Below are 14156 nucleotides of genomic sequence, written 5' to 3'. Positions count from 1 at the left end.
GGCCCGAGCCGGGATGAGAGCGGCGCCGGCCGAGGATCCGGCCTTCCGCGACCTGAAGCTGCTGCTGCTGCGCGACGAGCACCGCGACCTCGCCGGCCTGCAGGCCGAGCTGGCACGGCTCGACCGGCGGGTCGGCTCCGAGGACCGGTTCTGCCGCGCGGTCGCCGACAGCCTGGTGGTCGCCCTCAAGGTCGTCGAGATCGAGAACCACCGCGCGCTGACCGAGGTGATCGCTCCTCTCGTCGTCGCCGGCATCCGGCGCGAGATCGCCGAATCCCGCGACCTGATGGTCGAGACGCTCTACCCCATCGCCGGGCGCATGGTGGCGGCGGCGGTCGCGGCAGCCTTCCGCCAGCTCACCGACGAGATCAACGGCATCCTGATCCGCTGGCCGCGCCGGATGTGGCTGCGCCTGAAGGCCTTGCTGACCGGCCAATCCTACGCCGCCCTGGTGCTGGCCGAGCTGGCGCAGGGGCGGCTCGAGCGCCTGATCCTGATCGACCGCAGCACCGGCGCGGTGCTCGCCACCACCGACCGCGACGGGCAGCCCGAGGCCGATCCGGACGGCCAGCTCCACCTGATCGGCGGCCTCGTCACCGCCATCGTCGAGTTCGCCGGCCAGGCGCTGAGCGACGTCAACGGCGAGTTGCGCTCCCTCGATTTCGGCGGCCGCACCGTGCTGCTGCGGGTCTCGCCCCTCCTGATCGTGGCAGGCCTCACCGAGGCCGGCCGCGGCGCCGGGCGGCTCGCCGGCGTCGTCGATGCCGAATTCCTGCCCTTCCTCGATGCGGTCCTGCACGGAGACGAGACGAGAGACGAGACCCGGGACGCGGCGAACGGCGGAGCCGATCACGCCACCCCGCTCGCCGCGCTCCACCGGGCGATCGCCGCGCGCCTCGCCCCTCCGCCCCGGCGCGTGCGACCGGTGGCGGTCGCCGGCGGGCTGGTGGCCCTGGCGCTCGCCGCCTGGACGACCGGGGCCGTGCTGTCGGCCCGGCAGCGCGCCGCCGAGGCCACGGCGCTGGCAGCCATCGAGGACGCGCCGGACCTGCGCGACTCTCCCCTCCAGCTCGCCTTCGACCGCGAGGCCGGCGTGATCCGGGCGACCGGCGTGCTGCCGACCCGCGAGGCCGCCGCCGCCTTGCGCGACCGCCTCGCCGCCTCGTTCCCGGCCTGGCCGGTCGCCGCCCGGATCGCCGTGGCCTCCGATGGCGCCCCGGGGCGCGAGGCGGTCGCGACTCTCGACCGGCGCACCGATGCCGTCGAGGGATCGGTGAACGAGGCCCGGGCGCGGCTGGGCACCCTCGAGACCCGCACCGGCGCGGTCGAGGCGACGTTGCCGACGCTCGCGCCGAAGGAGGCCGTGGCGCGGCTCGAGGCCCGCACCGACACGCCGCTGCAGCGGCTCGAGGACGCGGTCAAGCGCACGGCGATCTTCTTCGGGCCCGACGCGACCTACCGCGATCCGGCCGCCGCCGAGCGCGACCTCGCGACGCTCGCCGCGGCGCTGGCGGCGGTCGAGGGCGCGCGCCTGCGCATCGTCGGCTACGCCGACGGCACCGGGACCGTCCGGGCCAACCTCGAGGCGGCGCGGCTGCGCGCCGACCGCATCACCGCCGATCTGGAGCGCCGCGGCATCCCCCGCGCCCGCCTCGTCGTCGTCAATTCGCGCCCGCCATTCCCGATCACGGACGAGCGGGTCACCGGCAACCGGCGCGTCGTGTTCGAGCTCGCCTACAGCGCGGAGTAACCTCGTGGCGGCGCGCAAGATCATGATCCTGGGGGCGATCGGCGTGGGCAAGACCTCGCTCGCCAACCGGCTCGCCTTCGGCCGGTTCGAGACCAGCTACAAGGCGACGATCGGGGTCGACATCTACACCACGACCGCCCCGCTGCAGGGCGGGGGCAAACCCATGCCGCTGGTCCTGTGGGACACCGACGGCGATTTCGGCCTCAGCATCTTCCGCACCGTCTATCTCAAGGGGGCGAGCGGGGCGCTCATCGTCGCCGACGTCACGCGGCCGGCCTCCCTCGACCAGATGGCGGCGCTGATCTCAGGGTTCCGCGAGGCGCTGCCGGGCCGCCCCTGCGCCGCGGTGCTGAACAAGAGCGACCTCGTCGCCAGAGAAGCGGCCGGGATATCCGGCGAGCCCGGCTCGGGGCCGCCGCCCGACCTCCTCGCCCGGGCACGGGGCGCCGACGTCGTCGCGCTCGCGAGCGCCCGCACCGGGCACGGGGTCGCCGGCCTGTTCGCCGAGCTCGCCGCCACGATCGAGCGCCGGAGCCTGTAAGCGCCATGCGCGCCGCCCTCGCGCTCCCGGCCGGAGCAGACCTCTCCCGCACCCTGGCCCACCTTCTCGAGGCCGGACTCGTCGGCGTCGCGGCGCTCGATCCCGACGGCCGCATTCGCGGCCGCACCGGTTCGTTGAGCGACTGGCTGCCCGAGCCCGGGCGCTCCGCCTTCGACAGCCCGATCCTGTCGGGTCTCGAGGAGGACATGCGCGCCCAGCAGCGGACCGCACCTGACCCGATCGTGCTGCCCGGCATCCGCCTCGCCATGGTGAGCGGCGCCCCGCGCTGCGACGTCGCGATCTCGTGGGAGGCGGGCCGCCGCGAGCACGCGGTGCTCACCACCGTCGACCAGGTCGACCGGCCGATCGACCATTGGGTGCTCCAGCAGCGCCGCGAGCAGCGCCTCTTGGAGGAGAAGATCATCGCCGCCTCGCGCGAGCTGGAGCGGATGAACCGCAACCTGCGCGACTTTGCCTCCGTTGCTGCGCACGACCTGCGCGCGCCCTTGCGCCAGATCGCGGCCTTCACCGGCATCCTGCGCACTACCCTTGGCGACGGGGCGGGACCGATCGTGCGCGACAGCCTCGACACGATCGAGGGCTGCGCCGCCCGCCTCAACCGGATGACCACGGGGCTGCTCGACTATGCCCGCCTGAGTGCCGAGAGCCACACCTTCGCGCCGGTCGATCTCGGCCGGGTGGTCACGGACGCGGCCCGCAACCTCGACCTCGACCTGCGCGCCGCCTCGGCCGACCTCGATGTCGGAAAGCTGCCGGTGGTGAACGGCGTTCCGGCGCTCCTGACCAACCTGTTTCAGAACCTCATCGCCAACAGTATCCGCTACCGCGAGCCGGAGCGGCCGTTGCGGATCGAGGTCCGGGCCTGGCCCGGGGAGCCGGGCCGGATCACCGTGCGCGACACCGGGATCGGCGTGCCGCCCAGCTTCCACGAGGCGATCTTCGAGACCTTCGCCCGGGTGCCGAACGGGGGCGCGCCGAACGGTGTCGGCCTAGGACTCAGCATCTGCCGGCGCATCGCCGAACTGCACGGCTGGCGCATAGGCGTCGTGGCGGAGGAAGGGCCGGGGGCGTGCTTTCGGATCGATCTCGGGTAGGACGGGGTCCGTTGGGAGCGGATCCGGTCCGAACACACAGATCGCTTCTCGTCAGCCGCCACACTTTCCTGGATGATTGAAACGAAGTGGAAGGAGATCCGGGATCCAGCATGGAATGGCGCGAAGCGTCCGTATGTCTGCAACGTTGCACCATTCAGAGCCGCTTCGCGGCACTTCTCTCCTGGATCCCGGATCTCCTTCCGCTTCGCTGCACTCGTCCGGGAAAGGACGGGCGTATCAGAGTCGAATGGCGACGCAGACACCCCAAACGAAAACAGCGCCCGACCGCATCACGATCGGGCGCTGCCGTCAGAGCACCGGAATGACAGGCGTCACGCCGCCTTGCGCTTGGCTTGCCGCGCCCGCCGGCCGAGGATGTTGAGCACCTCGACGCCGGCCGAGAAGGCCATGGCGGTGTAGACGTAACCCTTCGGCACGTGGGCTCCGAAGCCTTCCGCGATCAGCGTCATGCCGATCATGATGAGGAAGCCGAGGGCCAGCATCACCACCGTCGGGTTGGCGGCGATGAAGCGCGACAGGGGATCGGCGGCGAGCAGCATCACGGTCACCGCGGCGAGGACCGCGATCACCATGATCGGCACGTGCTCGGTCATGCCGACCGCCGTGATGATGCTGTCGATCGAGAAGACCAGGTCGAGGATCAGGATCTGGCCGATCGCCGCGGTGAAGCCGAGGGAGGCGCCGCCGCCGGTCTTCTCCTGCGGGTCCGGGTCGAGGCTGTGGTGGATCTCCTTGGTGGCCTTCCAGAGCAGGAACAGGCCGCCGGCGATCAGGATCATGTCGCGCCAGGACAGGCCCTTGCCGAAGATCTCGAAGACCGGCTGGGTCAGGTGGACGATGTAGGCCACGGTGCCGAGCAGCGCGAGGCGCAGGATGAGGGCGAGGCCGATGCCGATGCGCCGGGCCCGCGACTGCTGCTCCACCGGCAGCTTGTTGGTGATGATCGAGATGAAGATCAGGTTGTCGATACCGAGCACGACCTCCATCACGACGAGGGTCGCGAGGGCGGCCCAGGCCGTCGGGTCGGCGGCGAGCTGAACGAGGGACTCCACGACGGACGGTCCTCCTTATGGGAAGATCGAGGGGCGGGCCGGCGCCGACAGCGGCGGCGCGTGGACCTGAACGGCCTTCGGCAGCACCCGGACATGGGCGGGGGTGTAGGTCGTCAATTCGCCGTCGGTGTTGACCGGGCGCGGCTTCTTGGTGCGCAGCACCACCTCGGTGGTCTGGAAGGCCCGCACGTCGGCGGCCTTTCCTTGCGTGCCCCGGCGCAGGGCCGGCAGCAGGGCGAGAAGCCGCCACCAATGGGCGACCTCCAGGCTGTAGAAGTTCAGCAGGCCGTCATCGACGGTGGCGTTCTCCTCCACCGTCATGCCGCCGCCGTAATGGCGGCCGTTGCCGACAGAGACCTGGATGGTGCGCACGGTCTCCACCGTGCCGTCATGCTCGATATAGACCGTGAACGGCCGCGCCCGGCGCAGCAGCCGGAAGGCCGCCACGCCGTAGCCGATCGTGCCGAGGCGGCGCTTGAGGTCCGCCGTCAGCTCGCCGGCGAGATCGGCCGAGAAGCCGATGCTGGCGACGTTGAAGAAGTAGTGGCCGTTGACGCAGCCGAGGTCGATCGGCCGGGCCGGCACCGTGGCGATCACCTCCGCCGCCTCCAGCGGGTCGGCGGGCAGGCCGAGGCTGCGGGCGAGGTCGTTGGCGGTGCCGAGCGGCAGGATGCCCAGCGGCAGCTGCGCCTCGGCCAGCGCCTGGGCGGCGGCGTTGAGGGTGCCGTCGCCGCCGCCCAGGATCACCATGTCGCAGGTGGCGGCATGGGCGTGGATCAGCGCCTTGCAGTCGCTCTCGTCCGGCGGCGGATCCACCGGCTCGATGCCGCCGCGGCGCAGCACGCCCTTCACGGCCTCGAGGTCGAGGCCGCCGTTGCGGGCCTTCTTGTTGACGACGAGCAGGGCCCGCCGGGTCGCCTCAGCGCCGGACATCGGCGCCTCCGGCACGGAGGAAGGGGAACGGAGTCGGGATGACGCGCAAGGCTGCGGGCCCTCCAGTGCGATCGTGCCGCGTCAGCACAAAGGCAGCGAAGGGGTCCGACATCGCGGTCGACGCCTCGAACCGCCAGAGGGGCCCGGACCCGGGGAGCCCATGAGGTGGGGTCGCGGCCGCGCTTGGCAAGGTCCCCGGGGGTTTCCTTGGCGCGAGACCTGCCGCCTGCGAGACCTGCTGCCTGCGAGACCTGCCGCCCGATGGTGCTTCGAGGGTGTGGGGAACGTGGGTAGCGGGGAGGGCGCCGGGCCCGCAATGGAACCGTAACCGCGGCGACGAACGTTCACTCGCTTGTAGTCATTTGCCCGATCGTGCTCCTCCCCCCGGGTGCCGCCCCCATGCTCCGTTCCCTTCGGTTCAGCCTCTCCCGCCCGTCGGCCGCCCTGCTCGGCCTCGGCCTGACGATCCTCCTGTCCCCGGCCGCCCTGGCGCAGGGCTGGGTCGATCCGCCCAACCGGACCGCCCAGAGCCCCGCTGCCAAGGACCCCGCTCCGGCCCGCACCCCCCCAGCCCCCGCACCTAGATTCGCCCCGGCCGCCCGGGCCGAGGCGCCGAAGGCCCACACCCCGCGCCGGGTCGCCGAGGAGGCGCGCCGGCCGGCCCGCAGCGGGCTCCACGCCGCGACGGCGGCCCGCCGCGCTGCGCGGCTCGCCCGGGACGAGCGCCCGCTCCCCGTTCAGATTCCCGCCCCCGCCCCCGCCCCCATCGCCGTCTCGGACGGGCAGGTGCGCGACTGGGCCGTGGCGTCGCAGCGCCTCGCCCGCGACTACCTGGCGTCGATCTCGGGGTCCAACGGAGCGGCCCTCGCGGCGGCGCCGGGCTTCTACGGCGATCGGGTCGTCTTCCACGGCCGGCCGATGAGCCTCGCCAGCCTGATGTCCGAGAAGCGCCGCTTCGTGCAGCGCTGGCCCGAGCGCCGCTACCGGCCGCGGCCGGATTCCCTGCGCACCGCCTGCAATGCCGGGCTCGCCACCTGCCGGGTCCAGGCCACGGTCGATTTCTCGGCCTTCAGCCCCGATCGCGGCGTGCGCTCGCAGGGCACCGTCGACCTGGAACTCGCGGTGAGCTTCGCCGGCGGGCGCCCGGTGATCGTGTCCGAGAACAGCCGGGTCGTGCACCGCGACGCGGTGGCGAGCCGCTGAGGATCCGCAGCCCTGTGACAGGGCGCCGGTCAGGACCTAGATGAAGAGGGCGAGCGCCCGCCGAAGGGGCGGGCGGCTCAGGCAGACCCCGCGGCCGGGGGTGATGGGACACGATGCGGACATGACCTCGCGTGAGCAGTTGCAGGCGCTGATCCGGGCCGAGATCGACCGGCAGCGCCCCGTCGCGGTGGCCCGTCGCACCCTCGAACTCCTGGTGGAATCCGCGATCCGCCGCCTCGACGCGCCGCCGGGCTACCAGATCGTCGACCGGGACGGGCGCCCGCGCACCCGCACCGTCGAGGGCGAGGCCTTGCCCCTGACCTTGGCCGATCTCGTCGACGAGCTGCGCCGCCAGCACCCCACCCTGTTCCAACCGCCCGCCGCCCCGGCCCCGGCGGAGGCCCCGCGGGACTGGATCGTGGTGAAGCCCGCAGCCGCACCCGAGCCGCCCTCCCGCCCCGCCCGCGCCTCGCGCCTGCGGGACGCCCTGGCCGGGCTTACCGCGCGCCTGCGCCGGCCGGTGCGAGAGCCGGAGGCCCCGGCCGCCGCGCCGGTGTCCCCTGTCGTAGTGCCGCCGCCGCCCGGCGAGGGGTTGAAGCCTGGCCTCGCCCGGCCGCAGCCGCTGCCCGGTCGCGGTTCGTCCCGCCGCCCGGCCTATGCCGCCCTCGGAGGGCTCGCCGTGCTGGGCATCGGCTACGTGGTGCTCCGCGGCGGCGAGGAGCCCGCCCGCGAGGCCGCTGTCGCGCAGGCACCCGCACAGGGGATCCGCCAAGGGGCTGGTCAGGGCAAGCCCGCCGATGCGCGGACCGTCGAGGCGAAGCCCGCGGAGGCCAGGCCGGCCGAGAAGAAGCCCGCACCGGTAACGGCGGAATCGAAGCCGGCCGAGACGAAGCGCGAGCCGGTCGAGACCGGCGCCCTGGTGCCGGAGGCGGCCGGTCCGCTCGCCGGCGTCGCCGAGGTGCTCGATACCGCGACCCTGCGGCTCGGCGGTCGGACCCTGCGCCTCTACGGCGTCGAATCGGCCAGGGGCGCGCAGGCCAGCGACCTCTCGGGCTATCTCGGCGGACGCCCGGTGAACTGCCAGCCCAGCCCGGCGAAGACTGCCTGGATCTGCACCGTCGACGGGCACGACCTCTCCGAGGTGGTACTCTACAACGGCGGCGGCCGCGCCACCGCCGAGGCGACGCCGGACCTCGTCGAGGCCGAGCGCCACGCGCGCGCGGGCAAGCTCGGGATCTGGGCCAAGCCCTGATGAGGCCGACGGTCGTTGAAGACGACCGTCGGCCTCATCGCAGGCCCGGCGCGCCGAGGAGCGCCACCAGGGCGCCCTGCCGGCCGGTACCGGTCTTGGCGAAGACCGCCTTGATCTGGCTGCGCGCAGTCTCGACCGCGATGCCGAGCGCCTCGGCGGCCTCGTCCAGGGAGGCGCCGCCGGCCAGGAGGGCGGCGAGCCGCGCCTCCGCCGCGGTGAGGCCGAAGACGGGCGCCAGCAGGGCCGGATCGGGCCGCCGCTCCGCCTCGAGATCGGTGACGAGGAGGAGCGCGCGGGCGCCGAGGAACGGTGAGCGGGCGGCCTCGATCAACGGCAGGACGCGCAGGATCAGGGGCCGGCGGTCGCGCCGCGGCACCAGGATCGGGCCGGCCGGGGTTGCGCGACGCGGGGACAATGCCTCGATCAGGCCCGCCATCTCGTCCCGGGCCCGCGGATCGGCGATCCGCAAGGCGCCGTCGCCGACCCGGAACGCGGCGTCGAACACGGCCTCGGCCCGCCTGTTGACGCCGATCACCCGGCCGGCCCCGTCGAGGGCGAGCGCTGCCTGGGCGACCTGATCGAGCCCGCGCAGAGTGCCGTCGAGGGCCGCGCGGCCGAGGGCCTCGGACAGGGCGGCGGCCTGCCCGAGCCGCGGCATCAGGCCGGCCAGCGGCTGCACCTGCGCCGCCTCGAACGGGCCGCGACGCGTCCTGCGCTGCACCGACACGGCCCAGTGCTCCGCCCCGGCCCGGAAGCCCGCGACCGCGAACCAGTGGTAGCCGTGCGGCCGCAGCAGGTCGTTGTAGAACGGGGCGCGGGCCATCTCCTCGCGCGTGAGGATGTCGTGGTCCGTGACGACCTCGCCCCGCATCACCCGGGACACGGCGCGGGTCCGCAGGTCGTTCACGTGCCAGCCCTGCCCGAAATACTCGGCGACCAGTGCGTCGACCTCGGGGGTGCAGGGGACGCCGGGCGTCCGGCGATGGCTCTGCAGCAGCATCGCGCCGTCGCCACCGACCAGGTTGGAGACCTCCGCGAGCACGGCACTCCAGCGCGACGGATCGAGGGCCGCCTCGCCGAGTCTGCCGTCGAGGCAGCGGAGCCTATCGTCGGTCGGGCCCATGGCTGCGCGGCTCTCAGGTTCATCCCGCCTGACATTACGTCAAGAGCCACGCCCAGTCGCGGGCGACTCGGCCCGATCGACAGGAATTCTTTCCGATGCTCGCCGAGCCCTACGGGGGAAGAACGAGGCGCGGGATCACTCCTCCCCCCGCAGGTGGCAGGGCTGTCCGGGGGAAAAGCTCTTTGAAAGATCAAGCGCGGGATCCCCTCTCCAGGCGATGCCGGGCTCGCCCGGTATCGTTGCAAGGTGTGGGAGAGGGGTAGGAGCGATCGAAGATCGCGCGAGGGTGGCGCGCTTCAGTGTGAGGCTCTCAACGTCGTGCTGGCAGCGGGACGTTCGGGGTTTCACCCAGAACCGTCGCCACCCTCACGTGCGATCTTCGATCGCCACGGCCCCTCTCCCACACCTTGCAGCGATACCGGGCGAGCCCGGCATCGCCTGGAGAGGGGAGACCAGTGCCACTTCTTTCCCCGGACAGTCCCACGTCACCTGGAACCCGCTGCCTCCCCCTCGCTCAGCCGAACGCCCCGACCTCGTGCTGGATCATGCCGCTGATCTCGCGCACGAGGACGAACAGGCGGCGGATCGGCGCGAACAGGGTGCGGTGCTCGGCCTCGTAGGTGCCGACGTCGCGCGGGCCCGCCGGCTCGCCGAAATTGAGGCCGAGCGTCGGGTCCGGCGTCACCGGGAAGATGTCGTCGAGGAGCTTGAGGCAGCTCTCGACGTCAAGGCGCAGAATGCGCTCGATCAGCATCTCGCGGGTGATGCCGTTCTGCGGCCGGAAGCCGGGGATGTGCACAGCCAGGAACCAGATCCGGTGGATCAACGCCAGGCGCAGGGCGTGCAGGAGCGCGAGCCGCGGCGTCATCCCCGGCAGGTCGGGGGCGACCATGTGCAGCATCAGGTGGTCGCGGGTCAGCCGGCCGAACAAGCGGCGCAGGTGGGGAGCCAGGTTGAGCCGGTCGAGGGCGGCGGCGACCGCGACGATCTCCTCCCGCCGCCCGTCCCGCGTCGCACGCCGCGCCCGCTCCAGCCAGACCGAGGGGTCGAGGGTGTCGATATAGGCGCGCAAGACGTCGAGATCGCCGACGGCGGTGGCCTCCTGCACCAGCCGGAAGGCGCGGGCGAAGCGCTCGGAGCGCTCGCGCATCTCGACGAACAGGTCGGGCGCCCGGCCGGCAGCCCGTCCGACGCCGTGAAGGCTGTTCGCCAGGAAGCCGAGCTGCTGCAGGATCGCGTTGTTGGGGATCGCCCGCATCTGGCGCGGATGGGTGATGGCGACGGGTCCGCCGCCGTCCGATTGCCGCGCCACCGGGCGCGAGCCGGTGCGGTCGATGAGGTTCGGCCCGAAGGTGCCCAGCAGCGCCGCGTAGCCCGGATCGTTGACCAGGGTCTCCATGTCCTGGCGCACGCCGGTGAAGAACTCGGTGGCGAAGTCGGCCTCGGCGTAGATCGGGTCCGGAGCCGGCTGGAGCCGGCTGTAGATGTGCTCGCCGATGCGCGCCACCGTGGCCTCGGCCAGGGTCCTGGTGCCGAACATCAGGTAGCCGTCGCTGCCCTGGAAGCTCGATTCGAGGCTGGTGCGGATCCCGGCCTCGCGGTTGCGCCGCCGCGCGTGGTCGGGGGCGAGGTAGGCCAGGCGGTCGGCGAGGCTCGTCGGATGGGCGCCGCGGCCGATCGACTCGCCGTGGGTGTCGAAGATCACCAGCTCGATGTCGGTGAGGTCGTGTGCCGCCATCAGCTCGGTGATGCGGAAGCGCAGGCGCTCGATCCAGAAGGTGGCGGCGAGCTGGCCGACGTAGCGGCCCGAATCCGAGTAGCCGAACTGCACCACCAGGCGCCCGGTGCGCTTGAGATAGGCGCGCCAATGGGGCGAGCGCAGCGCATCCTCGATCACGTGCACGCCCTGTTCGAGCGCGGACGCCGTCTCGAACAGGGGGGTGATCTCGACCTTGTCGCCGATGCCGAAATGCTGCGCGAGCCAGAGTGCGGCCAGCAGCGTGTAGCCGGTCTCGGTCTCGGCGATCAGGAAGCGGACCGGGTGGGTGCCGTCGACGTGCTTGAGGATCTGGGCGATCGTCATCATCAGCCGGGCGGCCGAGGCCCGCTCGGCGGCGAGCGCCCCGAAATCCACCGGCACCGCCGCGACCGCGTCGAGGAGGGCGTTGATCGAGGCGAGGTGCGAGCGGCGCTGGGCCGGATCGGTCGGGTCGCCGTCCTGGTCGAGGGCCCGGCGCACGGCGTTGTGGACCTGGCTGGCATTGAGCCGGAAATGCGGCAGGCCGTTCTGCAGCCCGTGCGCGGCGCAGCCCGCCCGCAGGACGCAGAGCTTCAGGCGCGCCGTGTCGTCGGCGGCGTCCGTGATCGCCCGGTCGAGGAGGGCGAGGAGGGGGCCGGCCTCGGTCTGGGCCCGGTCGCGCTCGATGATGAGGGCGAGCGCGAAGCGGTGCACCGCCTCGAGCCCCGGCTGGTCGCCGAGCGTCGGCGCCACGGCGAGCTGGCGCAGGACGGCCGCTCTCGCCTCCTCGGCGAGCCGCCGGGCGGGCGCCGCGGCCGGATCGTCGGGCAATTGCGCCAGCACCCGGTCGAACTGGGTGCGCTTCGACTCGAGCCGGTAGCGCAGGGTGTCCCACCAACCGATATCGGTGCGCCCGTCGGTGTCGCAGCCGACCCATGAGGCGATGACGACGGGCTTCGGGACGAGCTCGCTCCAGCGATCCGGCCAGCGCTCGCGGGCGGCCAGCAGGAGGGCCTCGTTCAGCCCGTCGAGGGCGGCGCGGCCGTGCTGGACCGCGTGGCGGGCCTGGTCGAACTCGTCGTTGAGGGTGATCACCGGGTCGGCCCGGGCGGAGAGCGCGGCTGCGGCCGCGACCGGCGCCTGCCGCGCCGCCGGGTCGGGCTCGGAGGCGGCCTCGGCCAGGAGGCGCGCCACCGCCTTCGGCATCCCGAAGGTCGGGTGGGCGGTGAAGACCGCGGCAAAGCGCGTGCGCTCGACCCGGGTGCGGGCGGCCTCGAACACCATCTCCGGGTCGCCGAGGGCCGCCGCCGCCACGGCCTCGATCGCGGCGGACGAGTCCGGCTCGGATCCGAGGCCCAGATAGGCCCGCAGCCGTGCCGCCCGCGCCTCCAGCGCCTCTGCGCGCAGGCGCACGAACAGGCCGCCCAAGTCGTCCTCGTCGATCTCGCCCCGGTCGAACAGGCGACTGATCGCCAGCGCCACGGTCAGGACGGGGTTGCGAAACGGGTCCTGGCTCGCCTGGCGGCGCGCCTCCTCGACCAGCCCGAGCAGGTCCGCCTCGAGCGAAGCTGCGGCGTGCGGGCCGGAGCCCCGGGTGTCGGAGCCTCGGGTGTCGGTTCCTTGGAGCCTGTCCATCGGGTCGCTTCGTCCTGTGGCCGGATCACCGTCCGGATCGAGCGGCGCGCGGGCTCGCGCCAAAGGGCCGTGACGCAAGGAGCGTTCCGCTGCGCACAAGCCACGCTCTAAGCAGAGTTGCGCTGGCGAGCCAACGCTTCGTCCGCTTGAGTTTCTGTCATGTCGCAGGGTTTTGTCGCAGAACCGGCGACGATTGTCGCGAACCCTGCCCGGTGCGGGCACTCCCGTGTGGCGAGCCGCCGCGCGACCCGTTGCGGCCGTGAAGACACAGCCCGGGCCGGAAGCGCACCCGGCACCGACTGCGCAATGGTTAAGATTATGTTAACACCTCATACTGACCGACCTGGAGATGCCGACTCGCGGAGCAGCGCGCCATGATGTCGATCGGAACCGCCCTGAACGCGGCCACCACCCTCGTCGGAGCCACCCTGCCCGCCGCGCTGATCGGGGAGCGCACCCCGGTGCGGACGACTCGCGACGACGGGACCGAGGAGGTGCCCGAGGCGCCGCCGGAGGGCGCCCTGCTCGTCGCCATCGAGGCGGGCCTGCGCGAGGCGGGCTACCTGCCGGCCTGACGCTACGTCAGAACGGAACGGCGCGGACCTCCGCGATCGCATGCGCGACCGGACATGCCGCCGGAAATGCTCTAAGGCTGGCATCACGATGGAGATGATCGTGATTCTGGCTGCCGTGGCAGCCCTGGTATTCGCCGGCCTGGTGTTCGTGTTCGCGCATGGCCGCGCCCGCAATCCGTCCCTGCGGCTCCCGCATGAGCAGGAGCTGGAGGATCGGGGCGACGAGCTGTTTCGCGACTTCGACGAGGACCTCGCCGGCCTGCTCGAGGAGGCGGCGCGCCAGCCGGCGGCGCAGCGCGCCTTCCCCGAGCGGCTGGAGGCGCCCGAGGCGCCGCGCTTCCGCCAGCGGGGCGGCATGACCATCGATCACGACCCGGCAGAGCCCGGCCTGCCCGAGCCAGGCGCCCGCGCGACCGGCCCTTCCAAGTTCGATCCTTCCAAGTTCGACTCTTCCAAGCGTGACGGAGAATCCCGGTGAAGCGTGCCGCGGTGCAGGCCATCCTCATGGCCGCCCTCTCGGCTTCCTCCTTGGCCGTTCCCTTGGCCGTTCCCTTGGCCGTCCCTGCCCGTGCGGCTCCCGGAGAGACGGCGCCCGCCTGTCCGGCGCCGCAGGCCGCCGAGTTCGGGGGCGGGAAGGGGTTTCGCCTGTGGGTCACCCGTCAGGGGACCATGACGTGGAGCAACCCGCTGCGGCCACTCTCGCCCGAGACCGTGCAGGTGCTGCAGGTGGTGATCCGCAACAAGCTCGCGACCGCCTACGGCCCCGACCTGTCGGGCCTGCGCCGCGGTCCCTCGCCGGCCGCCCTGGAGGCGCAGAACGGCGCGACGATCCAGTGGGCCGGGAGCCCCGACACCCTGCCGCCGACCCTGCGCATCCTCGCCGACGACGGCGGCCAGGTCCTGGCCGAACTCAAGTTTCAGGCCTGCGGCGATGCCCCGAAGGTGGCCGAGCCGAAAGCGCCGAAGCCCGTCCCCACCGCCCGCAAAGGTGCCCCGAAGGCGGCGAAGACCGAGTCGTCCAAGACCGAGTCCTCCAGAACGGATTTGCCGAATGCGGACGGGCTCCAGGCGGAGGGGGCCGACCCTTCCGCCGATGCGCCGAAGACGGCACCCAAGCGGGCTGCCAAGCCCAGGCGCGAGAAGGCCGCGGCACCCGACGGCGCGCCCTCCCGGACGCCCGGCGGTCTCGTGCTGCCGCAGGGTGCGATTCCCTGACGG

The 14156-nt window shown here is 72.8% G+C and carries 12 protein-coding genes; 8 read left to right on the top strand and 4 right to left on the bottom strand.

The window, feature by feature from the left end; all coding sequences use genetic code 11:
* The first annotated feature begins 13 nt into the window (after window positions 1-13).
* From MFF64_RS06970 to MFF64_RS06960, 3 genes are read left to right on the top strand one after another with little or no spacing between them, the layout of a single operon-like run.
* Window positions 14-1750: an OmpA family protein gene (locus MFF64_RS06970; protein WP_238190197.1), complete on the top strand. Its 1737-nt coding sequence runs from the start codon at window positions 14-16 to the stop codon at window positions 1748-1750.
* A 4-nt stretch (window positions 1751-1754) separates the two neighbouring features.
* Entirely contained in the window at window positions 1755-2291 is a 537-nt protein-coding gene (locus MFF64_RS06965) for a Rab family GTPase (RefSeq protein ID WP_238190195.1), read from the top strand.
* A gap of 5 nt (window positions 2292-2296) precedes the next feature.
* Window positions 2297-3406 carry a sensor histidine kinase gene (locus MFF64_RS06960; protein WP_099902286.1) on the top strand — a complete coding sequence of 370 codons (1110 nt, stop codon included), beginning with the start codon at window positions 2297-2299 and terminating at the stop codon, window positions 3404-3406.
* A 332-nt stretch (window positions 3407-3738) separates the two neighbouring features.
* Here the strand turns inward: MFF64_RS06960 and MFF64_RS06955 are convergent, their stop codons facing one another.
* Both MFF64_RS06955 and MFF64_RS06950 read right to left on the bottom strand, forming a co-directional pair.
* Window positions 3739-4479 (bottom strand): TerC family protein, encoded by a 741-nt coding sequence (locus tag MFF64_RS06955; RefSeq protein WP_238190193.1) that lies wholly within the window; start codon window positions 4477-4479, stop codon window positions 3739-3741.
* A 15-nt stretch (window positions 4480-4494) separates the two neighbouring features.
* A complete protein-coding gene (locus MFF64_RS06950; RefSeq protein ID WP_238190191.1) occupies window positions 4495-5412 on the bottom strand; it encodes a lipid kinase in 918 nt (305 codons plus the stop codon).
* Between the two features lie 399 nt (window positions 5413-5811).
* Here MFF64_RS06950 and MFF64_RS06945 point away from each other — a divergent pair, with 399 nt between their 5' ends.
* Entirely contained in the window at window positions 5812-6615 is an 804-nt protein-coding gene (locus MFF64_RS06945; RefSeq protein ID WP_099899537.1) for a hypothetical protein, read from the top strand.
* Between the two features lie 121 nt (window positions 6616-6736).
* Window positions 6737-7867, top strand: a complete 1131-nt coding sequence (locus MFF64_RS06940; RefSeq protein WP_099899535.1) for a thermonuclease family protein — start codon at window positions 6737-6739, stop codon at window positions 7865-7867.
* A gap of 34 nt (window positions 7868-7901) precedes the next feature.
* Here the strand turns inward: MFF64_RS06940 and MFF64_RS06935 are convergent, their stop codons facing one another.
* Both MFF64_RS06935 and MFF64_RS06930 read right to left on the bottom strand, forming a co-directional pair.
* Complete coding sequence (locus MFF64_RS06935) at window positions 7902-8990, bottom strand: helix-turn-helix transcriptional regulator (RefSeq protein ID WP_099899534.1); 1089 nt, start codon at window positions 8988-8990, stop codon at window positions 7902-7904.
* A gap of 514 nt (window positions 8991-9504) precedes the next feature.
* Window positions 9505-12363, bottom strand: coding sequence for a phosphoenolpyruvate carboxylase (locus MFF64_RS06930; RefSeq protein WP_238190189.1), 2859 nt, complete (start codon window positions 12361-12363; stop codon window positions 9505-9507).
* Window positions 12364-12737: 374 nt separating this feature from the next.
* On the opposite strand from MFF64_RS06930, the gene MFF64_RS06925 reads away from it, so the two are divergent.
* From MFF64_RS06925 to MFF64_RS06915, 3 genes are all read left to right on the top strand, one after another.
* The gene (locus tag MFF64_RS06925; RefSeq protein WP_099899532.1) at window positions 12738-12938 is read left to right on the top strand and encodes a hypothetical protein; all 201 of its coding nucleotides are present in this window, start codon (window positions 12738-12740) and stop codon (window positions 12936-12938) included.
* An 88-nt stretch (window positions 12939-13026) separates the two neighbouring features.
* Complete coding sequence (locus MFF64_RS06920; RefSeq protein WP_099899530.1) at window positions 13027-13416, top strand: hypothetical protein; 390 nt, start codon at window positions 13027-13029, stop codon at window positions 13414-13416.
* Window positions 13417-13607: 191 nt separating this feature from the next.
* Window positions 13608-14153: a hypothetical protein gene (locus tag MFF64_RS06915; RefSeq protein ID WP_207767864.1), complete on the top strand. Its 546-nt coding sequence runs from the start codon at window positions 13608-13610 to the stop codon at window positions 14151-14153.
* Window positions 14154-14156: the final 3 nt, after the last annotated feature.

Source organism: Methylobacterium frigidaeris, from assembly GCF_022179185.1.
Classification (GTDB): Bacteria; Pseudomonadota; Alphaproteobacteria; order Rhizobiales; family Beijerinckiaceae; genus Methylobacterium; species Methylobacterium frigidaeris.
The sequence above is the reverse complement of the archived record's forward strand: the minus strand, read 5'-3'. Positions and strand labels throughout refer to the sequence as shown.